The following is a 26,290-nucleotide window of genomic DNA, read 5'->3' on the forward strand; positions in this document are numbered from 1 at the left end:
TCACGGTGGCGGCACCCGTTCCAGCAGCGCGTTGACCAGACGCTCGCCGTCCCAGCCTTCGGCCATGGCCTCGTAGCTGGGCAGCACGCGGTGGCGCAGCACGTCCGGCGCGACCGCACGCACGTCCTCGGGTGTCGCGTAGTCGCGACCGGCCAGCCAGGCGCGCGCCCGCGCGCAGCGCTCCAGCGCGATCGAGCCGCGCGGACTGGCACCCCAGGCGATGCGACGCGCCAGCGCGGCGTCGTAGCGCCCGGCGTCGCGCGAGGCGAGCACGATCTCGACCAGATAGCGCTCCAGCGCAGGCGCGACATGCAGGTCCAGCACCTGCTCGCGCGCGGCGAACACGTCCTCCTGCGGCATCCGCCGTTCGGGTGCGGGCGGCGCGTGCAGGGTGTTGCGCGCGCGTTCGCGCGCCAGGCGCAGGATCTCGGTCTCGACCTCGGCCTCCGGGTAGCCGATGCGCACGTGCATCAGGAAGCGGTCAAGCTGCGCCTCGGGCAGCGGGAACGTGCCCTCCTGCTCGATCGGATTCTGGGTGGCCATGACCAGGAACAGCGGCGGCAGCGCATAGGTCTGCCGGCCGACCGTGACCTGGCGCTCGCCCATCGCCTCCAGCAGTGCCGACTGCACCTTGGCCGGCGCGCGGTTGATCTCGTCGGCCAGCAGCAGCGGATGGAACACCGGGCCGGGCTGGAACTCGAACCGCCCCTCCTGCGGGCGCCAGACCTCGGTACCGGTCAGGTCGGCCGGCAACAGGTCGGGGGTGAACTGGACCCGGGCGAAATCGGCCTCGACGTGCGCGGCCAGCGCGCGGATCGCGGTGGTCTTGGCCAGCCCGGGCGCGCCCTCGACCAGCAGATGGCCGTCGGCCAGCAGCGCGATCAGGAGCCGTTCGACCAGGGCCGACTGGCCGACGATGGTGGCGGAGAGCTGGCTGCTGAGGGCCAGGAAGGCGGCATGCAGATGACCGTTGCCGGTCGGTGGTGGCGTCGTGTCCATGTCCGGATTCTGACCGATCCGGACGTCGTGCGGTTCCCGACCCGCACCCCCGCTCGCGGAAAAAGGAACGGGGCCCGAAGGCCCCGTTCATCGTGCGCATCGCGGCCGGTCAGGCCCGCTTCTCGACCCGCATCACCTTCGGGGTCAGGAAGATCAGCAGTTCGGCCTTGTCCTTGCTGCGGCTCTTCTTGCGGAACAGCGCGCCCAGGAACGGCACGTCGCCCAGGAACGGCACCTTGGCCACGCTGTTGGCGTCGGTGAACTCGTAGACGCCGCCGATCACCACGGTCTGGCCGTCGTCGACCAGCACCGCGGTGTTGATCTCGCGGGTGGCGATCTCGGGCACCTGGCCGATGCTGGTGTCGATGTAGCGCAGCACCTCGTCCTTGGTCACGTGCACGGCCATGAACACGCGGTCGTCGCTGGTGATGGTCGGGGTGACCTTGAGCTCGAGCACCACGTCCTTGAACTGCACGTTGGGAGTGGGCACGGCCGTCGTACCGCCACCGCTCAGGGTCACGTAGCCGACCTCGCGACCCTGGCGGATGATCGCCTCACGCTGGTTGGAGGTGACCACGCGCGGGTTGGACAGCACCTCGCCACGGCCTTCCTGCTGCAGCGCGGACAGTTCCAGGTCGATCGCGAAGTTGGCGCCCAGCAGGGTGTACGCCAGTGCGCCCGGCGCCAGGCCGCTCGACGTGGTCGCCGGTAGATTGAAGTTCAGGCCGGTGGGAACCTTGGTCTCGCCGTCGTTGATGATCGTGGCGTTGTTGGCCAGCGAACCACTGAGCGCACCGCGGTTGTCGCCGTTGTTCCAGCTGTTGCGGCCGGCGACGCCGAACTTCGCACCGAGATCGCGTGCAAAGGTATCGGTCGCGATCACGATGCGGCTCTCGATCAGCACCTGGTCGACCGGGCGGTCGATCACGTTGATGAGCTCGCGCATCTGCGCGACCTTCTTCGGGATGTCGCTGATCATCAGCGTGTTGGTGCGCTCGTCGGCGACCAGGCGGCCGCGCGGCGACAGGAAACCGTTCTCGTTCTGTCCGCTGCCACCGCCACCACTGCCGCCGCCACTGCCGCCGATGCCCTTGGCCTCGGTCAGCGCCTTGAAGATCGCCGCGGCGGAGTGGTAGTTGATCTGGATGTAATCGGTGGTCAGGTCGACCCGGTTCTCCAGGTCGATACGCGCGTCCTCGCGCGCCTTCTCGAACGAGGCCAGCTCCGGCTGCGGGGCCACCCAGACCACGCTGCCATCGCGGCGCTTGTCCAGGCCCTTGGCGCGCAGCACGATGTCCAGCGCCTGGTCCCACGGCACGTTGACCAGGCGCAACGTCACGTTGCCCTGGACCGTGTCTGAAGCGACCACGTTGAGGTTGGATTCCTCGGCGATCAGCTGCAGGACCGTGCGCACAGGCACGTCCTGGAAGTTGAAGGTCACCGGGCGCCCGCTGTAACCGCGATCGGCGACCCGCGCCTGCGCGCTGGCGACCGTCGACTGGTTGACCGCACCGACTGCCGGCTGACCGACGCGCGGCGTGATCTCGACCACGTACTCGTTGCCGCTCTGGTAGGCCAGCGACTCGACCTCGCCGCGGGTGCTCAGCACCAGCTGCGCGCCGCCGCCATAGGGCTTGGCCTCGATCCGCTGCACCGGCGTGGCGAAATCGCTCACGTTGAGCGGGCGCTGCAGGTCGGCCGGCAGGCTGGCATTGGCGACGTCGACCACGACGCTGCCGTTCTGGTTGCGCAGATCGGGCGCAGCGCCTTCGCCGTCGAAGCGCAGCACCAGCCGACCCGCGCCGCCATCGCCGCGCTTGAAGTCGATATGGGCGACGCTGGCCCTGGCAGGTGCCTGGACCGAGGACGTCGCTGCCGGCGTGGCGGCCAGGGCGGTCCCGGCCGCCAGTGCGAGCGCGATCCCGAGGCAGCAGGCCGTCAGGGCCACGGGGCGCCGACGGATGCACGGGCGCTGGACATTGGAAAAAGTCATCGTGCTATCCCCTAATCATTGTTCATCGAGCGCGATCGAAGCCGGACGTTCCAGCCACCCCCCCGCGCCATCCGGAACCAGTTCAACCAGTTCGATACGGTCTTCCCGCACCGAGGTGACGCGCCCGTCGCTCTGCCCCAGGTAGGCGCCAGGCCGGATCCGGTGGGTCACCTTGTCCGGCGCCATCACCAGCGCCACCAGGCTGGCGCCACCGCCGATCGTGCCGACCATGTCCAGGCTGTCGAGCGGATACTGCTCGAGCGGCTCCTTGCGCCGGTTCGGGTCCGGCCGCAGGCCGGTACCGGAATCCGGGTTGTTCCAGCCTTCGCTGAACGGATCGCGGATGTCCTGCGCCGCATACTCGAAGGTCTCGAACTGCTGCATCACCGGCAGCGGCTCCAGCGGCGGCGCCGGACGCGCACGCACGTCGGCCACCCATTTCTCCAGGTTCGGTGCATTGCCCGGCGTGCTGGTCACGCCACGGCCGCAGGCGGCCAGCGACAGCGCCATCAGGACCACGACCAGACCGCGCGAGCCGGCGCCACGCATGCTCGATGTGCTGCTCATTTGCGCCCCCTGGCCTTCTTCGCGGCTTCCGCGACCACTGCTTCCTGCTCGGCGATCTCGGTCTCGTCCAGGTAACGGTAGGTCTTGACCGTACCGGACAGCTCCAGCGCGCCCCCACGGCCGATGCCACGCCCGTCCTTCGGCTTGAGCGAGATGTCGTGCATGGTCAGGATCACCACGCGCGGCAGCGAAGCGACGCCGCTGACGAACGCGCCGAACTGGTGGTAATTGCCGACCATGCGCAGCGCGATCGGCTTCTCCGCGTAGAACTCCTTCGGCGTCTCCGGGCCCGGCTGGAACAGCTCGTTGGCCAAGCCGCTGGACAGCGCGGTCTGCGAGATGTCGATGATCAGGTCCGGCATTTCGGTACGACTGGGCAGCTGGCGCAGCATCTGCTGCAGCACCTGCTCCATCTGCGCCAGCTGCTGGCGCAGCGGCTCCAGGTTGGCGGCCTTGCCCTGCTCGGTCTCGAAGGTACTGCGCAGGCTCGACTCCTGCTGCTCGAGCCGCTCCAGCTCCTCGCGCTGGCCACGGATCAGCAGCAGCCAGGCCATCAGCAGGATGAAGGCCGCCAGCAGCACGCAGAACACGACCTTGGCCTGCTGCGGCCAGCCACCGATGTTGTTGAAATCCAGCTCGCTGACTTTGAATTTCTTGCTCATGGCGCCGTCCCCTGGTCCTGACCCGCCGCCGCGTTGGCGGCCGGTGCGGCGTCGCCCTGCGCGGGAACGGACGCCTCCACCTGCGCGGCCGGGGTCGGCTGTGCGTCGGCCGTCGGTGCGGCCTCTGCAGGCAGCTCCGGAACCGTTTCACCGTCCGCGGCCGGATTGGCCAGCTTGACCTTCAGAATGAAGTTGTAGGGCAGCGAGCGCGTGGCGCCTGCGGCGGCGGCCTTGTCGTCGCGGCGTGCCTCGATGATCGACAGATCGGGCTGGGTCATCCAGCCGGACACCTCGAGCGTGCGCATGTAGGCGCTGACCCGGGCGTTGGACTGGGCGGTGCCGGACAGGGTGAGGATCTCGCCCTCCTGCTTGAGCGAGGTCAGGACCACGCCATCGGGAATGGTGCGCACCAGCGAGTCGAACAGGTGCACCATCTGCGACCGGTTGGCCTGCAGTTCCTCGATGACCTTCTTGCGGGCGAGCAGCCGGTCCTTCTTGGCGTCGAGCTCCTTGATCTCCTCGTTCTGCTTCTTGACCTTGGCGATCTCGGCTTCGATGAACCGGTTGCGGTCCTGCTGGCCGCTGATCTCGCGGTCGTAGTGGAACCAGATCAGGAACGACAGCAGCACGCCGCCGAGCGCGGCCGCGCCGAGCATCCCGTAGAAATCACGCTGGCGCTGCTTGCGGCGCTCGGCGCGCCACGGCAGAAGATTGATCCGGGCCATCAGTCGAAACTCCTCAGGGCCAGGCCGGTCGCGATCATCAGCGCCGGCGCGTCCTGGGCCAGCGCATGCGCCTGGACCTTCGGACCCAGGGTCATCTGCGCCAGCGGATTGGCGACCTGGGTCGGCACGCCGAGCTGCTCCTCCACCATTTCCGGCAACCCGCCGATCGCGGCGCAGCCGCCGGCCAGCACGATCTGGTCGACCCGGTTGAACTCGCTGCCGGCGTAGAAGAACTGCAGCAGGCGGCTGATCTGCTGGACCGTGGCCTCCTTGAACGGCTCGAGGACCTCGATCTCGTAGCTCTCGGGCAGGCCGCCCTGGCGCTTGGCCTGGCCGGCCTCCTCGTAGGTCAGCCCGTAGCGGCGCATGACCTCGTCGGTCAGCTGCTTGCCGCCGAACACCTGCTCGCGGCTGTACAGGCTGCGCCCGCCGCGGAGCACGTTGAGCGTGGTCATGGTCGCGCCGATGTCGACCAGGGCGATCACGCCGTCGCGGCCCACCGGCAGCTCGTCGGCGATCAGGGCGAAGGCGTTCTCGACCGCGAAGGCCTCCACGTCCATCACCTTGGCCACCAGTCCGCCCAGTTCCAGCGCCGACTGGCGCAGCTCGACGTTCTCCGAACGCGACGCCGCCAGCAGCACGTGGACCGAGTCGGGATTGGTCGCGATCGGGCCGAGCACCTCGAAATCGAGGTTCACTTCGTCGATCGGATAAGGAATGTAGTTGACCGCCTCGAGCTCGACCTGGGCTTCCATGTCGTTCTCGTCCAGATCGGCCGGCATCGGGATGATCTTGGTGATCACCGCCGACCCTGCGACCGCGGCCGCCGCATTGCGGGCCCTGGTGCCGGAGCGGGTCACGGCGCGGCGGATGGCTTCGCCCACCGCCTCGACCTCGACGATGTTCTTCTCCACCACCGCGTTGGGCGGCAGCGGTTCGACAGCGTAGTGATCGACGCGGTAGCGGTTTCCGCTACGCGACAACTGCAACAGCTTGACCGCAGTCGAGCTGATGTCGACGCCGATCAACGGCGCCTGGCTTTTCGGGATGAGCCCCACGGTTTCTCCCCTGCCGACGGGCACTTGTAGGTATTACCTGTGCCCGCGCATTAAATAACGATCCCTTCAGGAACCGCAACACCCCTGCTGCCGGGCTGCGATGCCCGTCACGAGTAAGCCATTGCGTGTGAAGAAGATCCTCCCCGGGGGGCCGCCCCCAGCCGCGCCCCGGCGTCATCTATACTCTGCGACCGCGAAATCTGCAATCGGACACCCTCTCGATGCCCCGTTTCCGCCGCCTGCTGCGCTGGGCGCTGATCGCGTCTGCCGGCCTGGCCCTAATCGCCGCGATCGGCCTTGGCACCCTGTACTACATCGTCTCGGCCGACCTGCCCGACGTCGCCGCCCTGCGCGAGGTCGAACTGCAGGAGCCGCTGTACGTGCATGCCTCCGACGGCAAGCTGATGGCGGTGTTCGGCGAGAGCCGACGCTACCCGGTCCAGATCGAGGATGTGCCCCAGCGCCTGCGCCAGGCGTTCCTGGCGATCGAGGACGCGCGCTTCTACGAGCACGGCGGCATCGACTACCGCGGCACCGGTCGTGCGTTCTGGCTGATGCTCAAGCACCGCAGCCTGCGCGTGCCCGGCGGCTCGACCATCACCCAGCAGGTGGCCAGGCAGATCTACCTGAGCCCGGAAGTGAAGCTCAAGCGCAAGCTGGCCGAGATGCTGCTGGCGGTGGAGATGGAGAAGGAGCTGAGCAAGGACGAGATCCTGGCGCTCTATCTCAACAAGAGCTTCTTCGGCAACCGCGCCTACGGCGTGGCCGCGGCGGCCGAGTTCTATTACGGCAAGACCCTGGACCAGCTGGACCTGGACGAGATGGCCTCGCTGGCCGGCATCCCCAAGTTCCCCTCCAGCGGCAATCCGATCAGCAATCCGGAGCGGGCCAGGATCCGGCGCGACTACATCCTGGACCGGATGGCCGAGCTGGGTTTCGTGACCCCGGCCGAGGCGGCCGCGGCCAAGGCCGTGCCGATGCACGCCGCCCCGCATGAGCCGCATCTGGAGGCGCCGGCGCCGTACGTAGCCGAGATGGTCCGCCAGGAAATGATCGCCCGCTACGGGCCGGAGGCGCTGACCCGCGGCTACCGGGTGACCACCACCATCGACGCGACGATGCAGGCGGCCGCCGACAAGGCGGCCCGCGACGGCCTGCGCCTGTACGACCATCGCCATGGCTGGCACGGGGTCGAGCAGCAGGTCGAACTGGCCGCCGACGCCGACGACGCCACCCTGGCCCGCGCCCTGGCCGGCATCTCGACCCAGGCCGACCTGCTGCCGGCGATCGTGGCCGGCCCCTCCGGCGACGCCGGTGGGGTCCGCGTGGTGCTGGCCAGTGGCCGCAGCGTCGAGCTGCCGGCGGCCGCGTCCAAGTGGACCGGCAAGACCCCCGCCACCCTGCTCAAGCGCGGCGACGTGGTCCGGGTGATGGCCGGCGAGAAGGAGGGCGAGTTCGTCCTGGAGCAGGTGCCGCGCGGACAGGCCGCGCTGGTGTCGCTCGATGCGGACAGCGGCGCGCTGCGCGCCCTGGTCGGCGGCTACAGCTTCGCCGGCAACAAGTTCAACCGCGCCACCCAGGCGCGCCGCCAGCCCGGTTCGAGCTTCAAGCCGTTCGTCTACGCGGCCGCGTTCGAGAAGGGCTTCAACCCGGCCTCGATCGTGCTCGACGCGCCAGTGGTGTTCCGCGACCGCCGCGGCAACACCTGGTCGCCGCAGAACGATGGTGGCGGCTTCCGCGGCCCGATGCGCCTGCGCGAAGCGCTGGTGCAGTCGCGCAACCTGGTGTCGGTGCGCATGCTGGACACCATCGGCGTCGACTTCGCCCGCACCTACATCACCCAGTTCGGTTTCGACGAGGCCGAACTGCCGCCCAACCTGTCGATGTCGCTCGGCACCGCGTCGCTGACGCCGCTGTCGGTCGCGCGCGGCTACGCGGTGTTCGCCAACGGCGGCTCGCGGGTCGACACCTGGTTCATCGACGAGGTCCGCGACCGCGACGGCAGCGTGCTGTTCAAGGAGAACCCGGCGATGGCCTGCCGCACCTGCGCCACCGTCGGTGGCCAGGCCCAGGCGTCGGTGCCGCAGGTGGTCGACGGCTTCAACTTCGGCGCGGCCGCACCGGCGCAGCCCGCACCGGTCCCGGAGGCCGCAACGGCGCCGGCGGAAACCGCCCCGCTGGCAGCGGCCGACGCGCGCATCGCACCGCGCGCGATCGACGAGCGCAACGCCTACCAGCTGGTCTCGATGATGCGCGACGTGGTCCAGCGCGGCACCGGCGCCGCGGCCAAGTCGCTGGGTCGCGAGGACGTCGGCGGCAAGACCGGCTCGACCAACGACCACCGCGATGCCTGGTTCTCCGGCTTCGGCGGCTCGCTGGTCACCACCGTGTGGGTCGGCCGCGACGATTTCCGCTCGCTCGGCTACCGCGAGTACGGCGGACGCGCCGCATTGCCGATCTGGATCGACTACATGCGGGTGGCACTGGAAGGCCAGCCGATCGCCGCCAACGAACCGCCGGCCGGCATGACCCGGGTCTATGTGGACGCCTCCGGCAGGATGTCCACCGAGGGCGGCGGCATCGCCGAGTACGTCAAGGTCGAGGACCTGGACCGCATGCAGAACTCCTTCGATTTCCTCGGCCCGGACCAGCACGACGACGCGGCCTTCGACATCTTCTGATCCCCGCTGCGCGCCGGCACGACCGGCGCGCAGCCGATGCCGTTGACCGCGTTGATCGACGCGTCACATCGATGCGCTAGATTCGAGCCCAGGTCGAACCGGGGAATGACCATGCACCGCGCCCCCCTGCATGCGCAGACGCGGATCCGCGAACGGCGCCACCAGCTCGCCAACGAAGCCGCCCGGCTGATGGCCGAAGGCGGCATCCGCGACTACCACCAGGCCAAGCTCAAGGCCGCCAGTCGCCTGGGCATCCACGACGACGCATCCCTGCCCCGCAACCGGGAGATCGAGGATGCGCTGCGCGAACGCCAGCGCCTGTTCTCGGGCACGGGCCACGCGCATGGCCTGCGCCGCCGGCGCGAGGCCGCGCTGCGCGCGATGGAGTTCCTGCGCCCCTTCTCGCCGCGCCTGGTCGGTCCGGTGCTGGATGGCACCGCCGACACCACCTCACCGGTGCAGCTGCACCTGCACAGCGACGATCCCGACGCGGTCCAGCGCTTTCTGGACGAGCACGGCATTCCGGCCGAGCCGCACACCCGCCGCGTGCGCCTCGACCGCCACCGCAGCGATGACGTCCCGGTCTGGGTGTTCAGTGCCGAGGAGCTCGGCTTCGACCTGCTGGTCCTGCCCTACGATGCGCTGCGCCAGGCACCGTTGTCGCAGATCGACGAGAAGCCGATGGCACGCGCCACCGTCTCCCAGCTGAGCACGCTGCTCGCCGACGAGGACGTCGACAGCTACCTGGCCGGTTGACGCTTCCATGTTCCGCCCCGGGCACCGCCACGCCCGACGACGCAGTGCGCCGCCACGCCCCTGCGCGGACAACCAGGTGGCATGCTTCACCCCTGATGAAACACACCCTGCCTGCGTCGTATGCCGACCGGAATGCGGGACCGGAACGCAGCCACTGGCGCCGTTACCAGCCGCACTTTCCGCCTGCCTGGCGCATCGGCGACGACGACCCGATCGACGAGGAGCACGTCGTCTGGCGTTCGCTGTCCGTCCATGTGGACCATCACCGCGCCAACGGCACGCCGCGGGCCACGGTGATCCTGGTCCACGGCGCTGGCGGGTATGGCCGCCTGTTCGCGCCGCTCGGCCGCTTCATGGCCTCGCTTGGCTGCGAGGTGCTTGCCCCGGACCTGCCCGGCTACGGACTGACCGCCGCACCCTCGTCCCTGGCCGACTACGACGCGTGGACCGCACTGCTGCTGCATCTGGTTGAACGCGAGCATGCACGCAGCGCGCGCCCGATCCTGCTGTTCGGCATGAGCATCGGCGGCTGGCTGGCCTGTCTGTGCGCGGCACGCACGCCGCAGGTCGCCGGCCTGGTCGCGACCACGCTGGCAGACCCGCGCGAACCGCGCGTCCGCCGCGAACTGGCCCGCAACCGGCTGCTGCTGCACGCGGGCCTGCCGCTGCTGCAGGCACTGCCCGGCCCGCTGACCCGGCTGCGCCTGCCGATCCGCTGGTTCACCCGGATGGAGCGGATGTCGCGCCAGCCCGAACTCAACGCACTGGTCCGCAACGACCGCCTCGGCGGTGGCAACCACGTGCCGATGCGCCTGCTGCGCTCCTTGTTCAGCGCCACGCCCGCGATCGAGCCCGAACGCTTCGACCGCTGCCCGGTGCTGCTGGCGCATCCGGCGCTGGACAGCTGGACCAGCGTCGACGCCAGCCGGCTGGCCTTCGATCGCCTGCGCTGCGACAAGCGCCTCGTACTGCTCGATGGCTGCGGGCACTTTCCCGTCGAGCAGCCCGGCGTGACCCGGCTGCAGCATGCACTCGCCGGCTTCGTCGCCGACATCGTCGCGCGGCAGATGGCGGATCCCATGCGCAGCGAAGACGCGTCACACCCGGCCTGAAACGCGAAAGCCCCGCCGAAGCGGGGCTCTCGTCACCGACGCACCAGCGGCAAGGCCGCCGGGGCATCACGCCGTGCTCAGTAGTCGCGGACCGGCGAGCCGGTGTAGACCTGGCGCGGACGACCGATCTTCATTTCCGGATCGACCTGCTGCTCCAGCCAGTGCGCGACCCAGCCGGAGGTCCGGCCCAGGGCGAACATCACGGTGAACATCTCGGTCGGGATCTGCAGCGCCTTGTAGATGATGCCGCTGTAGAAGTCGACGTTCGGGTACAGCTTGCGTGCGACGAAGTACTCGTCCTGCAGCGCGGCCTGCTCCAGCTTCACCGCCACGTCCAGCAGCGGATCCTGGATGCCGAGCTGCTTGAGCACCTTGCTGGTCATCTCGCCGATGACCTTGGCGCGCGGGTCGAAGTTCTTGTACACGCGGTGGCCGAAGCCCATCAGGCGGAAGCCGGAGGTCTTGTCCTTGGCCTTGACGACGGCGGACTCGACGTTGTCGGCGCTGCCGATCTCCTCGAGCATCTTCAGCACGGCTTCGTTGGCACCACCGTGGGCCGGACCCCACAGCGCGGTGACGCCGGCGGCGACCGAGGCATACGGGTTGGCGCCGGTCGAACCGACCAGACGCACGGTCGAGGTCGAGGCGTTCTGCTCGTGATCGGCGTGCAGGATGAACAGCAGGTCCAGCGCCTTGACCACGTCCTGGTTCAGCTCGTACTGGCCGTCGGCCGACTCGAAGGTCTGCTTCAGGAAGCGGCTGACGTAATCCAGCGAGGTGTCCGGCTTGTTGGCCGGCAGGCCCTTGCCATGGCGGTAGATCAGCGCCGACAGCGTCGGCACCTTGGCGATCAGGCGCACGGCGGCCTGGCGGCGCTGTTCGGCGTCGGACAGGTCCAGCGCGTCGTGATAGATGGCCGAGAGCTGCGCGATGGCGGCAGCCAGGATGGCCATCGGGTGGGCATCCCTGGCGAAGCTGGCGATCAGGGTGTTGATCGATGCGTCGACATCGGCCTCGGCGGCCAGCTCTTCATTGAAGGCCTTCAGCTGCTCGGCGCTCGGACGCTCGCCGTTGATCAGCAGGTAGACCACTTCGACGTAGCTGGACTTCTCCGACAGCTGCTCGATGGGGTAACCGCGGTACAGCAGCACGCCCTTGTCGCCGTCGATGTAGGTGATGGCCGACTTGCAGCTGGCGGTCGCGGTGAAACCGGAATCGTAGGTGAAAAGGCCGGTTTCCTTGGTCAGCTTGGAAATGTCGACGCAGTCGTTGCCGAGGGTGGGTTTGATCACCGGCAGGGCAACCGACTTGTCACCGGCATTCAGCGTGACCTGATCGAGAGTGGACACGATGTACGCTCCTCTGAAGGGGTAAGCGCCGCCGGCTGTTCGCCTGGCGGTTCGCGGGAGGGAGTCCACGGCATCAGCCACGGATCCCGACAATTATCGCACAGGGCGCAATCGCAGGTCCCTCGGCCAGAAGTCGTAGATGACGCGCAGGAATGCCGCGCACGACAAAACGGCCGCGCGAGCGCGGCCGTTCCGGCACATCGTCATGCGACCCGCGTACGGGCCGCGCAACACCGTCCGCTCAGCGAGCGTAACGGCGCTGGAACTTGTCGATGCGGCCGCTGGTGTCCACGACCTTGTGCTTGCCCGTGTAGAACGGGTGCGAGGCCGAGGAGATTTCGATCTTGACCAGCGGGTATTCGTTGCCGTCTTCCCACTTCACGGTTTCCTTGGAGCCGCCTGCCATGGTCGAGCGGGTCAGGAACTTGAAATCGGAGGTCACGTCGTGGAAGACGACTTCGCGGTAATCGGGATGGATGTCGGCCTTCATGGCGGTCACACCGTATCAGTGAGGAGGACAGAGCCGCGCATTCTACCCGGCTGGCCGCCCCCGGCGCAAGCCGGGGGCCTGGCGCCCTCAGACGGCCGCAAGCGCCGCCTGGACCCGGGCCTCGAAGCGCGCCTGGTCGTAGCGCATCAGGATGCGCACGTTGTCGGCCGTGCCGGTCTGCCGGTTCCAGTCGACCACCGTCATGCCCCGGGTGAAACGCCCCTCGGTCTCCACCACCAGCGGGCGCTCCAGCAGTTCGGTGGCGCCGTCCGGCTCGAGCGCGTAGGCCATCGCCAGCGAGTCGGCCGAATGCCAGTACTCGCCACGCCGGTCCTCCGACCACAGCCGGGTCTGGCGCGAGATCTCCTCGTAGAAGCGGGCCCGCGGCGAGTCGGCCTTCAGCCACTGCTCGACCTCGCGGTGGTGGAAACCGTGCGCGATGGTCGCCTCCCAGTCCGCCAGGTCGATGTGCGGGAAGGCCTCGAACACCACGTGCGCGGCTTCCGGATCGAAACCGACATTGAATTCGGCGGTCGGGGTGATGTTGCCGTGCGCGCTGACCGCGCCGCCCATCACCACGAAGCGCGCGACGCGCTGCGGCAGGGTCGGGTCCAGGCGCAGCGCCAGGGCGATGTTGGTCAACGGGCCCAGCGCGACCAGCAGCAGCCGGCCGGCATGTTCGTGCGACAGGCGCAGGATCGCGTGCGCCGCATGTTCGTCGGCCGCGGCCAGCGCCGCCGGCGTGTAGTTCACATCGCCGAAGCCGTCGCGACCATGCACATGCGCGGCATCCTCGCGCGGCTGGTGCACCAGCGGGCCCGGGCAGCCGGCGAACACCGGCACGTCGCCGCGACCCGCGACCTCGCACAGCTTCAACGCATTGCGCACCGTGTGGTCCAGCCCCACGTTGCCGGCGGCGATGGTCAGCCCGAGCAGGTCGTGCGCGTCGGAGTGGAACGCCATCAGCAGGGCAAGCGCGTCGTCCACGCCCGGGTCGGTATCGATCAGCAGCGGAATCTTGCTCATTCGCTTCTCGTCTGTCTTCGTCATGTCGTCGGTCGTCGAGTCTGTCACCGCACGCCGACGAACGGAAGCACGGCCAACGCGTCGCGCGTCGCCGACCGCCGGCGTCGCCGGATGTTGCAGACACGCCTGCGCGGCGGGGCCGCTGTGGCGCGCTGGCGTCGTGCCGGCGATCGGAACCGCCGCGACATGCACCGTCCCCGGGGGAGCGTCGCGGGCGCCGGCCGCGCAGCGGATGCGCCATTCGCCACGCGTTCCACCGCGGAACGCTCGAATGGCGCGGCAGGCCCGATCCATCACCACACCGGGCCATCACGTCATCGAACGCCGGATACCGCGGCTGACAGCGCCGCCGGCGTCAGGCCGCCGCGTAGCGCGATGCGCCACCGATCCAGCGGGCGACGATCGCATCGACCGTCCCGGGCGCACGCTCCAGCAGCCGATCGGCCAGTGCATGCACCTGCGGCAGCAGGCCGGCATCGCGCGCGAGATCGGCGATGCGGAACGCGGCCAGGCCGGTCTGGCGGGTGCCGAGCAGTTCACCGGGGCCGCGCAGCTGCAGGTCCTTCTCGGCGATCAGGAAGCCGTCGCCGGTCTGGCGCAGCACGTCCAGCCGCTGTCGGGCCAGCGCCGACAGCGGCGGCTGATAGAGCAGTACGCAGCTGGACGCCGCCGCGCCACGCCCGACCCGGCCGCGCAGCTGATGCAGCTGCGACAGGCCCAGCCGCTCGGCGTTCTCGATGATCATCAGCGAGGCGTTGGGCACGTCGACGCCGACCTCGATCACCGTCGTGGCCACCAGCAACCCGATGTCGCCCTGCTTGAACGCCAGCATCGCCGCCTGCTTCTCGGCCGCCTTCATGCGCCCGTGGACCAGGCCGACGCGGACATCCGGCAACTGCTGGGTCAGCAGCTCGAATGCGCGCTCGGCCGCCTGCGCCTGCAGGCGCAGGCCCTGCCCCGGCTTGCCGTCGTCCTCGGCCTCTTCGATCAGGGTGCACACCCAGTAGGCCTGGCGTCCTTCGGCGCAGGCGCCGCGGATCCGCTCGATCAGTTCCGGTCGCCGGTCGACGCTGACCACCACGGTCTGCACCGGCGTGCGACCGGGCGGCAGCTCGTCGATCGCACTGACATCCAGATCGGCATAGGCGGTCATCGCCAGCGTGCGCGGGATCGGCGTGGCCGTCATCACCAGCTGGTGCGGCACACGTCCGTCCCGCGGCCCCTTGTCGCGCAGCGCCAGCCGCTGCTGCACCCCAAAGCGGTGCTGCTCGTCGACGATCACCAGCGCCAGATCGTGGAAGGCCACGCCGTCCTGCATCAGCGCGTGGGTGCCGACGACGACCTGCGCGGTGCCCGACGCCACCTCTTCAAGCACCTGCCGGCGCGCCTTGCCGGTAACCTTGCCCGCCAGCCAGGCCACGCGCACGCCCAGCGGCTCCAGCCAGGCCTTGAGGTTGACGTGATGCTGCTCGGCCAGCAGTTCGGTCGGCGCGGCCAGCGCCACCTGGCAGCCCTGCTCCACCGCCAGCGTCGCCGCCAGCGCGGCGACCACGGTCTTGCCCGAGCCGACATCGCCCTGCACCAGCCGCTGCATCGGCGAACCCACGGCCAGATCCTCGCGGACCTGGTCGAACACGCGCCGCTGTGCGCCGGTCAGCGCGAACGGCAGCTGTTCCAGTAATCGTTTCGCCAGCGCACCGCGTCCGCGCAACGCGCGCGCGCGCAGCTGCTGCTGGGCCAGGCGCTGCCGCCGCAGGCTTAGGTGGTGCGCAAGCAGCTCTTCCAGCGCCAGCCGCCGCTGCGCAGGGTGCGTCCCGGCCGACAACGCCGCCAGATCGATCTCCGGACCGGGCCGGTGCAGCGTCAGCAGCGCCTCGCGCAGGCCGGGCAGCCCGGCGGTCGCCGCCAAAGACGACGGCAGCAGTTCCAGGGATGCGGCATCGGGCAGCTGGTCCAGCGCCTGCCCGATCAGCTTGCGCAGGCTCGTCGGCCCGACGCCCTCGACCGCCGGATACACCGGGTCGAGCGATTCGCCCAGCACCACGGCCTCGTCGTCGCGCAGCACGCTGTAGCTGGGGTGGACGATCTCCAACCCGTGCTGGCCGGGCCGCGGCGTACCGAAACAACGCAGGCGCACGCCCGGCCGGAACTGCGCGGCCTGGGCGGCACGGAAGTGGAAGAACCGCAGGACCACGGTCGCGTGGGACCCATCACCGATCGCCACGCGCAGCACCGGCCGATATCGGAAGCCGCGCTCGACCGCCTCGACCCGGCCTTCGACCTGGGCGGGAACGCCGGGCCGCAGGTCGGCCACGGGGGTCAGCCGGGTGCGGTCCTCGTAGCGCAGCGGCAGGTGCAGCCACAGGTCCTGCAGCGTGCACAGCCCGCGTGTGGCGAGCTTGTCGGCCAGCGCCGTCCCGACCCCGCGCAGCACGGTCAGCGGCGTGGCCCCGGCATCGGCCAGGGCCACCACGACGGAACGGCCGCGTGCCACCGTGCCGGTCAGTCCAGCACCATCACCGCATCGACCTCGAACGCCACGCCCTTGGGCAGGGCCGACACGCCGATGGTGGAACGGGCCGGGAACGGTGCCTTGAAGTACTCCTGCATCACCGCGTTGACCGCGGCGAACTGGCCGAGGTCGGTCAGGTACAGGCCCAGGCGCACGACCTTGTCGAGCGAGCCGCCGGCCGCCTCGGCCACCGCGGTGAGGTTGTCGAACGCCTGCCGCGCCTGCGCGGTGATGTCGCCCTCGACGACCTCGCCGGTGGCCGGCACCAGCGGGATCTGGCCGGAGAAGTAGACGGTGTTGCCGGCGCACACGGCCTGCGAGTACGGGCCGATGGCGGCGGGTGCGCGGTCGGTCTGGACGATCTGGGACATTCGCATTTTCCTGCGGTGGGACGTGTGGCGTGATTCTACCGGCTCGCGTCCGCACCCCGCTGCCGGATCCGCCATTGCCCGGCGCAGTGAAGACCATCGGCAACCGGCGGTCGCCGATCGACCAGCCCTCGTCCGTGCCCGTCCCAGCCGCTGGCAGGCGGCACCGGGCTGCACGAGGACCACTCGGCAGCGGACCAGCCGCGGTGACGACTCAAGACGCGGACGCCATCACGGACAGTCCGACGGACACGGTGACGCAGAAGCGGACGCAGGCGGCGGAGGCCGCTGCCAAGGACGAACGGCCATGCTGCGAGTGGCGCACATCGCGCGGACTTCCCGGCATCCGCCCCGCGCCCTGAACCGAACGGCGGAAACGTCGCGGCTGGACCACGCCGGTCCGGCCGGCGCATGCATGCCGATCCGCCGCGTTGCCGCAGCGCCCCGGCAGCGGCGGGATGTGTGTTGCATGGCAGCGAGGGCATGATCGGTGCCGGGGCACCTGCCGGGTTCGCAGCACGCGCCGGGTGCGGCCGCAGCCGCCAGCAGGCCTACTGCCGGCGCACGCCCTGCACGACGTTGAGCCGGCGCAGACGGCGGATGACCTCGGCCAGATGGGTGCGGTCGCGCACCTGGATGGCAAAGCGCAGCTGCGCGGCGTTCATGTCGCGGTCCAGGTAGTCCACGCGCTCGATGTTGGAGTGGCTCTGCGCCACCGCGGCAGCCAGCTGCGCGAGCACGCCGGTGTGGTTCTCGACGTCGACGATCAGCGAGGTGTCGTAGTCGCCGGCCACGTTCGGATCCCAGTCGATCGGCACCCAGCGCTCCGGCGACTTGCGGAACTCGGCCAGGTTCGGACAGTCCAGCCGGTGCACCACCACGCCCTTGCCGGCGGTGTGGTAGCCCATGATCTCGTCGCCGGGAATGGGCTGGCAGCAGTTGGCGAAGCTGACCACGCCGCCTTCGGTGCCGTTGATCAGGATCTTTTCCTGCGAATGCCTGGAATGCGGGCCACCCCGCAGCTCGGCATAGGCCATCAGCGCCTGCGCGGCCTGGCTCGGCATCCAGTTGCCCAGCGCGACCTCGGCCAGGAACACCTCGAGCCGGGCGAAGCGGTGTTCGGTCAGGAACGCCTCCAGCCGGCGCGGCGGCAGGCGTTCGAGCGAGCTGCCCATCGCCTCCAGCGCACGGTCCAGCATCCGATGCCCCAGCTGCACCGCATCCTCGTGTTCGAGCTGCTTGAGCTGGTGGCGGATCGCGGTGCGGGCCTTGCTGGTGACCACGAACTCCAGCCACTGCGGCTTGGGCGCCGCCGAGCGCGCGGTGATGATCTCCACCGTCTGCCCGCTGGTGAGCTTGGTCTTCAGCGGCACCAGCTTGCGGTCCACGCGCGCGGCGACCGCCTGGTTGCCGACATCGGTATGCACCGCATAGGCGAAATCCAGCGCGGTCGAGTTGCGCGGCAGGGACATGATCCGCCCCTTCGGCGTGAACAGGTAGACCTCGTCCGGGAACAGGTCGACCTTGACGTTCTCCAGGAACTCCAGCGACGACCCGGCCGCGCGCTGCGATTCGATCAGTTCGACGATCCACGCGTGCGCACGGCTCTGCGCGCTGTTCGGGCTCTCGCCACCATGCTTGTAGGACCAGTGCGCGGCCACGCCGCGCTCGGCGATCAGGTCCATCTCCTCGGTGCGGATCTGGACCTCGATCGGCGAGCCGTAGGGCCCGAACAGCACCGTGTGCAGCGACTGGTAGCCGTTGGCCTTGGGGATCGCGATGAAGTCGCGGAAGCGCCCGTCCAGCGGCTTGAACTGCGCGTGCACCGCGCCCAGCGAGTGGTAGCACTCGGCGACGCTGCGGACCACGACGCGGAAGCCGAACACGTCCATCACCTGGTCGAAGCTTTTGCCCTCGCCGCGCATCTTGTTGTAGATGCTCCACGGGGTCTTGATCCGGCCGACCAGCCGGTGTTCCAGGTGCTCGCGGGCCAGCCCCTGCGACAGCTGCACCTCGACCTGGGCCAGCGACTCGCGCCGCACCACCGGCTGGCTGCGGATGTGCTTCTCGATGATCCGGTGCCGCCAGGGATGCATCGCGCGGAAGCCGAGGTTCTGCAGCTCGGACTTGACCAGGCTCATGCCCAGCCGCTGCGCGATCGGTGCGTAGATGTCCAGCGTCTCGCGGGCGATGCGGATGCGGGCCTCGGCGCTCTGCGCGCCCAGCGTGCGCATGTTGTGCAGCCGGTCGGCGAGCTTGATCATGATCACGCGCAGGTCGCGCGACATCGCCAGCAGCATCTTGCGGAAGCTCTCGGCCGCCGCCTCCTGGCGGTCGCGGAACTTGAGCTTGTCCAGCTTGGTGACCCCGTCGACCAGCTCGGCCACGTCCTCGCCGAAGCGGGCGGCCAGCTCCTCGCTGGTCAGCGGCGTGTCCTCGATGGTGTCGTGCAGGATCGCCGCGATCAGGGTTTCCACGTCCAGGCCGAGCTCGGCGAGCACGCAGGCCACCGCGACCGGATGGGTGATGTACGGCTCGCCGGACTTGCGGGTCTGCCCCGCATGCGCGGCGGCGCCGACCCGCCACGCCTCGCGCAGCAGCGGCATCTGCTCGCGAGGCAGGTAGGACGCGGCACGCTCGAGTTCCAGGACATAGTCCGGCACCGGCTCGCTGGCGGGCAGCGGCGTATCGGCGATCGCCTGGGCGGAATGGCCTGGGTTCATGCGCGAAGACTATGCCAGGGGGCTGCGCGCATCAAACCTTGCGCATTGCGCCGCAACATGCCTTTCCAGCGGATGCGCGACTCTTTCACCGGAAATCATCCCAGCCGCTGCGCGCGCTCGACCCCGGGCAGCGCATCGAGCTTGCCCAGCAGCGTCGACAGCTGCCCGTAGTCGGACACGCGCAACCGCAGCTTCAGCTGCAGCCGCCCGTCCGGACGCAGGTCGCTGCGGATGTCGCTGACGTGGGCATCCTCCTGCGCGATCAGCGTGGTCACGTCCTTGAGCAGCCACTTGCGGTCGATGCCGCTGACGGCCACGTCGACCTCGTAGCCACCACCGCCGCTGCCCCACTCCACCGGCAGGATCCGCTGCGGGTGCGAGGCGGCCAGGCGCATGAAGGCCGCGCAGTCGGCGCGGTGGACGGTGACGCCGCGGGTGCGGGTCAGATAACCGGCGATCGGCTCGCCGGAGACCGGCTGGCAGCAGCGCGCCAGCTGCACCAGCAGGTTGCCGACGCCCTGCACGGTGAAGCCGGCATCGACCCTGCGCCGCGCGTGCCGCGGCGTGGGCCGCGACACGGCCACGTTGGCGGCCGCCGGCGGCGGCGCGGCGGCGCGTTCGAGCTCATGCAGCGCGCGACCGACCTGGTTGGGGCCGACATCGCCCAGCGCGACCTGGATGTAGAGGTCGTCGATGCTCTCGGCATGGAACTTCCGGGCGACCGGCGCCAGATCGGCATGATGCAGCCCGACCCGCTTGAGCTCGCGCTCCAGCAGTTCGCGGCCAGCCTGCACGTTGCGCGAGCGGTCCAGCTTGTGGAACCAGGCCCGCACCTTGTCGCGCGAGCGCGCACTGGCGAGGCAGCCGTTGGCCGGCAACAGCCAGTCGCGTCGCGGATCGGGCTCCTTGCCGGTCATGATCTCGACCCGGTCGCCGGTCCGCAGGCGATACCCCAGCGGCACGATCCGGCCGTTGACCTTCGCCCCCTTGTAGCGGTGCCCGACCATCGTGTGCACGTGATAGGCGAAGTCCAGCGGCGTGGCGCCCTGCGGCAGGTCGACGACCTCGCCCTTGGGCGTCAGCGCATAGACCCGCTCCTCGACCAGTTCGGCGTCGAGCGCGCCGGCCAGCGTCTCGCCCTCGCGCCCGCCCTCGGCCGCGTGCTCCAGCAGTTGCCGCATCCACGCGATCTTGCGCTCGAACGCCTTGCCGGCGCCCTTGCCGGCCGCGCTGCCGCCGGTCTCCTTGTAGCGCCAGTGCGCGGCCACGCCGAGCTCGGCCTGTTCGTGCATGTCGCGGGTGCGGATCTGCACTTCCAGCGTGCGTCCTTCCGGGCCGACCACGGCGGTGTGCAGCGAGGCGTAGCCGTTGGGCTTGGGCCGGGCGATGTAGTCGTCGAACTCGCCGGGCACCGGCACCCACAGCGCGTGGACCACGCCAAGCACCACATAGCAGGAGGCGACATCATCGACCATCACCCGGACCGCGCGCAGGTCGTAGAGCTGGTCGATGCCCAGCCGCTTCTTCTGCATCTTCCGCCAGATGCTGTAGATGTGTTTCGGCCGACCGCTGATGTCCGCCGCCAGCCCCTGCCCTGCCAGGGTGCGGCCCAGCTCGGCCTTCACCGCCTCGATGTAGCGCTCGCGGTCGTCGCGGCTCTCGTCCACCTCGCGGGCGATGCGGCGATAGGTCTCCGGCTCCAGATGGCGGAACGCCAGATCCTCCAGCTCCCACTTCAGCTGCCAGATGCCCAGCCGGTTGGCCAGCGGCGCATGGATGTCGCGGGTCAGCTGGGCCAGCGCGCGGCGCTCCTCGTCGGGCAGCCGCTCGGACTCGCGCATCCTGGCCAGCTGCCGCGCCAGCAGCACCGGCACCACGCGCAGGTCGTGGATGATCGCCAGCAGCAGCCGACGCAGTCCCTCGCCATTGCGCCCGGCCTCGCGCCCGGCATGCAGCGCCCACACCTGGTCGGCCGCATCCTGTCCATCGAGCAGGTCGGGAACCGCGGGCAGCCGGGTGGCGACCTCGGCCGCCACCGCCGCACGCAGACCCGGCAGGTCGTACAGCAGCGCGGCCACGCAGGCCGACTCGTCGGCGGCCAGCCGGGCCAGCGCTTCCTGGGTGCCGGCCATCGCCGACCATGGCAGCCGCTGCGTGCGGTCGGTGCCTTCGGCTCCCCATGCGGCCAGCAGCAGCTCGCGCAGGGCAGGCGGCAACACCCGGGCCAGGTCGCCCTGCAGCAGCGCGTTCAGACCATCTGGAAATACGGAGGACACGGGCGTTCGTCACCAATGGATGGGACTACACTAGCGGCCCCGCGACCCGAGGAACAAGCATGCGTCGTCTTCCCATCACGCTGGGCACGCTGGCACTGGCGGTCGCCCTGTCGATCACCGGCGCCCATGCGCAGGAGACTGCTCCGCTGCGCACGCAGATGAGCGCCGAGGAGTTCCGTGCCGCCGGCCTGGACAAGCTCAGCGCCACCGAACTGGCCGCGCTGGAGCGTTGGATCGCCACGCGCAACGCAGGCACCGCCACTGTTGGCTCGGCTCCGGTGTCCACCGACGCGGACGCGCTGGAACGCATCCGCGAACAGGCACGCGAGGAAGGCCGGCAGGAAGTCGTGCAGAAGAACAGGGGCTTTCTCGACTTCGGCTCCGACGAGCCGATCGAGAGCGTCCTGCCTGGTCAGTTCACCGGTTTCGCGAAGGGACGCCAGTACACGCTGGCCAACGGCCAGGTCTGGGAACAGGTGGATGCGGCCCGACTCGACGGTGCACGCCGCAGCGATGCCGAAGTCTCGATCAGGCCGGGCCTGCTGGGCGCCTGGTACATGCGGATCAAGGGGTTCAACACCGCTGCCAAGGTTCGCCGGATCAAGTAGGCATTTTGCAGGCGCGCGGCGGCTCCAGCCTGCCGCGCGCTCCCGGTCCCCCGGGACACGCCGGCAGGCAGGTCAGCCTTGAAGCACCGCCAGCCGCTGCGCCAGCTTCTTCGGCGACACGCCGCCGCGCGAGCCCAGTTCCTGCGCGAACAGCGACACCCGCAGCTCTTCCAGATCCCAGCGCAGCGCCTGCCAGTCGGGCGTGTCGGCGACGCCGCGCTTCACCGCCAGCGCCAGCGCATCGGCGAAGGGCTTGAGCTCCAGCATCCGCGCCTGGTCGCGGGCCGGATCGCGCAGTGTGCGCTCGGCGCGCAACTGCATCGCCTTCAGCCAGCGCGGGAACTGCGCCAGCGCGTCGGCCGGGGTATGCCCGAGGAAACCCGGATGCACCAACCCGTCGAGCTGGGTGCGCAGGTCGTCGAGGTTGCCGCTGGCCCAGCCCATCAGCTTCGATTCCAGCTTCGGCTTGAGCTCGGCCACCGCGGCCAGGATCTGCTCGGCCAGGGTCAGCCGCTCCATCGCCTCGGCGAACAGACGCTTGCCGGCGACCTCGGTCAAGCGCGCGAATGCGCCCGGGTCGCGGATGTCGTCAACACCGGTGGACAGCACGGCATTCAAGGCCGCGTCGACCAGATCGGCGCGCAGCTGTTCCTTCTCCTTCGCCTTGGCGTCCGGGCCGGTGCCGAACTGCTCGATCGCCGCGTACAGCAGGCCGAGCTTGGGCGACATCGGCAGCTGCTTGCGTGATTGCCGCGCCTTGTCGGCCAGCGCGATCCGCAGCAGCCGGCGCACGCCATCCGGATGCGCCGCACGCGCCTGCGCGCGGTCGGCGAACACGCGCAGCGCCGCGGTTTCGCCGGCATCGACCAGCGCCGGCCAGCCGGGCACGCCGGCTTCGCCGGTGACCTGGTCGGGAATCGGCTCCGCCGGGAACGCACGCAGGCCTTCCGCGGCCAGCGCGCGCCCGGCGCGTACCGCGAAGGCCTCGCCGGCCAGATCGCCGAAACCGGCGCGCAGCGCCTCCAGATCGCGCGACTCGGCCAGGACCTTGCCGCCACGCTCGGGCAGCTCGCGCAGGCGCAGGTTCATCCGCAGATGCGGCTCCAGCGCCGCCTCGTCGAAATCGGTCGGCGCGACCACCGCGCCGGTGGCGCGGGTCAGGAAGCGCGCCAGCTCGCCCGGCAGCGCATCGGCGCTGGGCTGCGGATAGGCCTCGAAGAACGCGCGCCCGAAGTCCGGCGCGGGCACGTAGTTGCGCCGCATCGCCTTGGGCAAGCCGCGGATCAGCGCCGATGCCTTGTCGGCGACGAAGCCCGGCGCCAGCCAGCTCAGCCGCGCCGGATCCAGCGCGTTCAGCAGCGGCAGCGGCACTTCCAGGGTCACGCCGTCGTCGGTCGCGCCCGGCTCGAAGCGGTAGTGCAGCGGCAGCCGCGCGTCGCCAAGCACGAAGTACTTCGGGAACAGGTCGGCCTCGCTGCCCTCGCCGGGCAGCAGGTCGAGCACGGTCCAGCGCAACACCTTGCGTTTCTCGGGCGGCAGCGCCTTGTGCCAGGCGTCGAGCCCGGCCGTGGAATGGATCTGCGGTGGCACCCGGTCCAGGTACCAGCGCGCCTGCCAGTCCTCGTCGGCGACCAGGCCGGCGCGGCGCAGCTTGGCTTCTTCCTCGCGCGCCTGTTCCAGCGTGGCCAGGTTGTCGGCGACGAAGCCGCTGCGGGTATCGATCTCGCCGCTGACCAGCGCCTGGCGCACGAACACGTCGTGCGCGCCGGGCGGGTCGATCTTGCCGTACTGCACCGGCTTCTTCGGCGCCAGCACCAGGCCGAACAGGCTGATCTGCTCGGACGCGATCACGCTGCCCTGCGCGCGCGACCAGCGCGGATCGAAGTGCTTGCGGGCCAGCAGGTGCGGCACCTCGGCGATCACCCAGTCCGGCTCGATCGCGGCATTGGTCATGCCCCAGACCTTCTGCGTGTCCAGCAGATTGGCCGACAGCACCCACGGCGGCGGCTTGCGGGCCAGCGCCGAGCCGGGGAACAGCTGGTAGCGACGCTGGCGCGGACCCTGGTAGTCGCCCTTCTCGGTGCGATGGCCGACCTGGGTCGGCAGGCCGGCGATCAGCGCGCGATGCAGCGCCTGGTAGGCGGCGGCGCGGGCGCGGTCGTTGATGGAGGGCGCCGGCTCGCTGGCGCGAGGCTCGCCGCCGCGCCTGGCCTCGGCCTTCTGCGCCGACTGCGCCGGAGGCGAAGCCGCCCCCGTCTCCTTGCCATCCCGCGCCAGACGTGCCGCACGATGCAGTTCACCGCGGCTCGGCCGGTTCTGCTGCTGCGCGCCCGCCTCGCGCGGCGGCGGACCGGCCGCCAGCAGCGCGGCCAGCAGGCCGCCATCGGCCGGCGCCTCCTGCCAGCCCAGTTCGGCGCACAGCAGGCGCAGCTGGCGATGCAGTTCGCGCCATTCGCGCATGCGCAGGAAACCGAGGAAGTTCCGGCCGCACCAGTCACGCAGCTTCGACTGGGTCAGGTCCTCGTGCGCCTGCCGGTAGGCCTCCCACAGGCGCAGGATCCCGATGAACTCCGAACGCGCATCGGCGAACGCGGCATGCGCGTTGTCGGCGGCTTCGCGCGCCTCCGGTGGACGCTCGCGCGGATCCTGGATGCCGAGGAAGGCGGCGATCACGATCATCTCGCGCAGGCAGCCATGCTGCTGCGCGGCCACCAGCATCCGCGCCAGCTTCACGTCCACCGGCAACCGCGCCATCTGCCGGCCGACCGCGGTCAGCTTTCGCTGTTCGTCGATCGCGCCCAGTTCCAGCAGCTGCTGCCAGCCGTCGGCGATCGCGCGCTCGTCCGGCGCTTCCAGGAACGGGAAGTCCTCGATCCGGCCCAGGCCCAGCTGCAGCATCCGCAGGATCACCCCGGCCAGGCTGGAGCGGCGGATCTCGGGGTCGGTGAACTCCGGCCGGGCCAGGAAATCGGCTTCGTCGTACAGCCGGTAGCAGACGCCCTCGGCGACGCGGCCGCAGCGGCCCTTGCGCTGGTTGGCGCTGGCCTGGCTGACCGGCTCGATGTGCAGGCGGTCCAACTTCTGCCGCGGGCTGTAGCGCTTGACCCGGGCGGTGCCCGGATCGACCACGTAGCGGATCCGCGGCACGGTCAGCGAGGTTTCGGCCACGTTGGTGGTCAGCACGATGCGCCGCTGCGGGCCGGGCTGGAACACCCGGTCCTGGTCGCGCGCCGACAGCCGCGCGTACAGCGGCAGCACCTCGGTCGCGCGATACTTGCGCCGCTCCAGCGCCTGGTGCGCGTCGCGGATCTCGCGTTCGCCCGGCAGGAACACGAGGATGTCGCCGCGCGGATCCTCGCCGGTGATCTCGTCGACGGCGGCGACGATCGCCTCGCTCATCGTGCGTTCGCCGCGGGCGGGCACGGCATCGTCGTTGCGCCGGCCGCGGCTCGGCGGACGTGGCGCGACGGGCGGAGCCGCCTCGGCGTCGCCGGCCTCGTCGGGCCGGTAGCGCACTTCGACCGGGAAGGTCCGGCCCTCGACCTCGACCACCGGCGCGTTGCCGAAATGGGCGGAAAAGCGCGCGGTGTCGATCGTGGCCGAGGTCACGATCAGCTTCAGGTCGGGGCGCCGCACCAGCAGCTGCTTGAGGTAACCGAGCAGGAAGTCGATGTTGAGGCTGCGTTCGTGCGCCTCGTCGACGATGATCGTGTCGTAGTCCGACAGCCAGCGGTCCGAGCCGGTCTCGGCCAGCAGGATGCCGTCGGTCATGAACTTGATCCGGGTATCCGCGCCGACCTGGTCGTTGAAGCGCACCTGGAAGCCGACCACGCCGCCCAGCGGCACCTTCAGCTCTTCGGCCACGCGCGCGGCCACCGACCGGGCCGCGATCCGGCGCGGCTGGGTGCAGCCGATCATGCCGGCAGCGCCACGTCCTGCGGCCAGGCACAGCTTGGGCAGCTGGGTGGTCTTGCCCGAGCCGGTCTCGCCGGCCAGCACCACCACCTGGTGGTCGCGGATCAGGGCGACGATGCGCTCGGCTTCGGCGGTGATCGGCAGCGCTTCGTCCAGGGTGACCGCCGGCAGCGACTGCGCGCGCGCCTGGCGCTGGGCGACCGAGGCCTGCAGCGCCTGCTCGAAGGCGGCACGCAGGCCGGCATCGTCGGCACGGCCACGCCAGCGCGACCACAGGCCGTGCAGGCGGCCGCGGTCGCGGGTCAGGGCCTGGTCGATGCCGCGGCGGCCGGCGTCGAGTGCCTGGCGGAGGGCATCGGGAATCGGATTCATCTATGGGACCGTGTGAAACATCGGATGACGCGGAGTACTTTATTGTCTCCTGCCTGAGCCCCATATCGTGCCTGTGATTGCACATTCCAAGGAGCGTT

18 protein-coding genes are annotated in these 26,290 nt (G+C 70.1%); 4 read left to right on the forward strand and 14 right to left on the reverse strand.

Translation table 11 applies throughout. The features are described 5' to 3' along the window. From IB242_RS12110 to IB242_RS12135, 6 genes are all read right to left on the reverse strand, one after another. Positions 1 to 999: a MoxR family ATPase gene (locus tag IB242_RS12110; protein ID WP_192279636.1), complete on the reverse strand. Its 999-nt coding sequence runs from the start codon at positions 997 to 999 to the stop codon at positions 1 to 3. Between the two features lie 109 nt (positions 1,000 to 1,108). Continuing rightward, complete coding sequence (locus IB242_RS12115) at positions 1,109 to 2,992, reverse strand: type IV pilus secretin PilQ family protein (RefSeq protein WP_192279638.1); 1,884 nt, start codon at positions 2,990 to 2,992, stop codon at positions 1,109 to 1,111. A 15-nt stretch (positions 2,993 to 3,007) separates the two neighbouring features. Then, positions 3,008 to 3,541 (reverse strand): pilus assembly protein PilP, encoded by a 534-nt coding sequence (locus tag IB242_RS12120; RefSeq protein ID WP_192280539.1) that lies wholly within the window; start codon positions 3,539 to 3,541, stop codon positions 3,008 to 3,010. 14 nt (positions 3,542 to 3,555) lie between these two features. Beyond that, the gene (pilO, locus tag IB242_RS12125) at positions 3,556 to 4,221 is read right to left on the reverse strand and encodes a type 4a pilus biogenesis protein PilO (RefSeq protein WP_192279640.1); all 666 of its coding nucleotides are present in this window, start codon (positions 4,219 to 4,221) and stop codon (positions 3,556 to 3,558) included. Further along, a complete protein-coding gene (locus IB242_RS12130) occupies positions 4,218 to 4,946 on the reverse strand; it encodes a PilN domain-containing protein (RefSeq protein WP_192279642.1) in 729 nt (242 codons plus the stop codon). The genes pilO and IB242_RS12130 overlap by 4 nt, the downstream gene beginning before the upstream one ends. Beyond that, positions 4,946 to 6,004 (reverse strand): pilus assembly protein PilM, encoded by a 1,059-nt coding sequence (locus IB242_RS12135; RefSeq protein WP_343237140.1) that lies wholly within the window; start codon positions 6,002 to 6,004, stop codon positions 4,946 to 4,948. Before IB242_RS12135 ends, IB242_RS12130 begins: the two co-directional genes overlap by 1 nt. A gap of 221 nt (positions 6,005 to 6,225) precedes the next feature. Here IB242_RS12135 and IB242_RS12140 point away from each other — a divergent pair, with 221 nt between their 5' ends. From IB242_RS12140 to IB242_RS12150, 3 genes are all read left to right on the forward strand, one after another. Beyond that, positions 6,226 to 8,685 (forward strand): penicillin-binding protein 1A, encoded by a 2,460-nt coding sequence (locus tag IB242_RS12140; protein WP_192279646.1) that lies wholly within the window; start codon positions 6,226 to 6,228, stop codon positions 8,683 to 8,685. A 111-nt stretch (positions 8,686 to 8,796) separates the two neighbouring features. Beyond that, positions 8,797 to 9,441: a hypothetical protein gene (locus tag IB242_RS12145; protein ID WP_192279648.1), complete on the forward strand. Its 645-nt coding sequence runs from the start codon at positions 8,797 to 8,799 to the stop codon at positions 9,439 to 9,441. A gap of 95 nt (positions 9,442 to 9,536) precedes the next feature. Next, entirely contained in the window at positions 9,537 to 10,553 is a 1,017-nt protein-coding gene (locus IB242_RS12150) for an alpha/beta hydrolase (protein ID WP_192279649.1), read from the forward strand. 77 nt (positions 10,554 to 10,630) lie between these two features. On the opposite strand, the gene IB242_RS12155 is transcribed toward IB242_RS12150, so the two are convergent. From IB242_RS12155 to IB242_RS12185, 7 genes are all read right to left on the reverse strand, one after another. Continuing rightward, positions 10,631 to 11,902, reverse strand: a complete 1,272-nt coding sequence (locus tag IB242_RS12155; protein ID WP_192279658.1) for a citrate synthase — start codon at positions 11,900 to 11,902, stop codon at positions 10,631 to 10,633. Positions 11,903 to 12,143: 241 nt separating this feature from the next. Continuing rightward, complete coding sequence (locus tag IB242_RS12160; protein WP_192279660.1) at positions 12,144 to 12,392, reverse strand: type B 50S ribosomal protein L31; 249 nt, start codon at positions 12,390 to 12,392, stop codon at positions 12,144 to 12,146. Between the two features lie 87 nt (positions 12,393 to 12,479). Beyond that, a complete protein-coding gene (locus tag IB242_RS12165; protein WP_192279662.1) occupies positions 12,480 to 13,418 on the reverse strand; it encodes a nucleoside hydrolase in 939 nt (312 codons plus the stop codon). Between the two features lie 355 nt (positions 13,419 to 13,773). Next, positions 13,774 to 15,912, reverse strand: a complete 2,139-nt coding sequence (gene recG, locus IB242_RS12170; protein WP_192279664.1) for an ATP-dependent DNA helicase RecG — start codon at positions 15,910 to 15,912, stop codon at positions 13,774 to 13,776. An 8-nt stretch (positions 15,913 to 15,920) separates the two neighbouring features. After that, on the reverse strand, positions 15,921 to 16,301 hold the full coding sequence (locus IB242_RS12175) for a RidA family protein (protein ID WP_192279666.1): 381 nt from the start codon (positions 16,299 to 16,301) through the stop codon (positions 15,921 to 15,923). A gap of 548 nt (positions 16,302 to 16,849) precedes the next feature. After that, positions 16,850 to 19,021 (reverse strand): bifunctional (p)ppGpp synthetase/guanosine-3',5'-bis(diphosphate) 3'-pyrophosphohydrolase, encoded by a 2,172-nt coding sequence (locus tag IB242_RS12180; RefSeq protein WP_192279668.1) that lies wholly within the window; start codon positions 19,019 to 19,021, stop codon positions 16,850 to 16,852. A gap of 95 nt (positions 19,022 to 19,116) precedes the next feature. Further along, a complete protein-coding gene (locus IB242_RS12185; protein WP_192279670.1) occupies positions 19,117 to 21,297 on the reverse strand; it encodes a bifunctional (p)ppGpp synthetase/guanosine-3',5'-bis(diphosphate) 3'-pyrophosphohydrolase in 2,181 nt (726 codons plus the stop codon). A 59-nt stretch (positions 21,298 to 21,356) separates the two neighbouring features. On the opposite strand from IB242_RS12185, the gene IB242_RS12190 reads away from it, so the two are divergent. After that, a complete protein-coding gene (locus tag IB242_RS12190) occupies positions 21,357 to 21,905 on the forward strand; it encodes a hypothetical protein (protein WP_192279672.1) in 549 nt (182 codons plus the stop codon). Positions 21,906 to 21,977: 72 nt separating this feature from the next. On the opposite strand, the gene hrpA is transcribed toward IB242_RS12190, so the two are convergent. Further along, complete coding sequence (gene hrpA / locus IB242_RS12195) at positions 21,978 to 26,192, reverse strand: ATP-dependent RNA helicase HrpA (RefSeq protein ID WP_192279674.1); 4,215 nt, start codon at positions 26,190 to 26,192, stop codon at positions 21,978 to 21,980. Positions 26,193 to 26,290 lie beyond the last annotated feature (98 nt).

Source organism: Xanthomonas sp. XNM01 (genome assembly GCF_014851915.1).
GTDB lineage: Bacteria > Pseudomonadota > Gammaproteobacteria > Xanthomonadales > Xanthomonadaceae > Pseudoxanthomonas.

Bases quoted from the DNA above. Each gene is read 5' to 3' on its own strand.
- IB242_RS12115 (WP_192279638.1), bottom strand. From the start codon at position 2,992: ATGACTTTTTCCAATGTCCAGCGCCCGTGCATCCGTCGGCGCCCCGTG.
- IB242_RS12180 (WP_192279668.1), bottom strand. From the start codon at position 19,021: ATGAACCCAGGCCATTCCGCCCAGGCGATCGCCGATACGCCGCTGCCC.
- IB242_RS12165 (WP_192279662.1), bottom strand. From the start codon at position 13,418: ATGAGCAAGATTCCGCTGCTGATCGATACCGACCCGGGCGTGGACGAC.
- IB242_RS12175 (WP_192279666.1), bottom strand. From the start codon at position 16,301: ATGTCCCAGATCGTCCAGACCGACCGCGCACCCGCCGCCATCGGCCCG.
- IB242_RS12145 (WP_192279648.1), top strand. From the start codon at position 8,797: ATGCACCGCGCCCCCCTGCATGCGCAGACGCGGATCCGCGAACGGCGC.
- IB242_RS12130 (WP_192279642.1), bottom strand. From the start codon at position 4,946: ATGGCCCGGATCAATCTTCTGCCGTGGCGCGCCGAGCGCCGCAAGCAG.
- IB242_RS12110 (WP_192279636.1), bottom strand. From the start codon at position 999: ATGGACACGACGCCACCACCGACCGGCAACGGTCATCTGCATGCCGCC.
- IB242_RS12190 (WP_192279672.1), top strand. From the start codon at position 21,357: ATGCGTCGTCTTCCCATCACGCTGGGCACGCTGGCACTGGCGGTCGCC.
- IB242_RS12150 (WP_192279649.1), top strand. From the start codon at position 9,537: ATGAAACACACCCTGCCTGCGTCGTATGCCGACCGGAATGCGGGACCG.
- IB242_RS12160 (WP_192279660.1), bottom strand. From the start codon at position 12,392: ATGAAGGCCGACATCCATCCCGATTACCGCGAAGTCGTCTTCCACGAC.
- pilO (WP_192279640.1), bottom strand. From the start codon at position 4,221: ATGAGCAAGAAATTCAAAGTCAGCGAGCTGGATTTCAACAACATCGGT.
- IB242_RS12120 (WP_192280539.1), bottom strand. From the start codon at position 3,541: ATGCGTGGCGCCGGCTCGCGCGGTCTGGTCGTGGTCCTGATGGCGCTG.
- IB242_RS12140 (WP_192279646.1), top strand. From the start codon at position 6,226: ATGCCCCGTTTCCGCCGCCTGCTGCGCTGGGCGCTGATCGCGTCTGCC.
- hrpA (WP_192279674.1), bottom strand. From the start codon at position 26,192: ATGAATCCGATTCCCGATGCCCTCCGCCAGGCACTCGACGCCGGCCGC.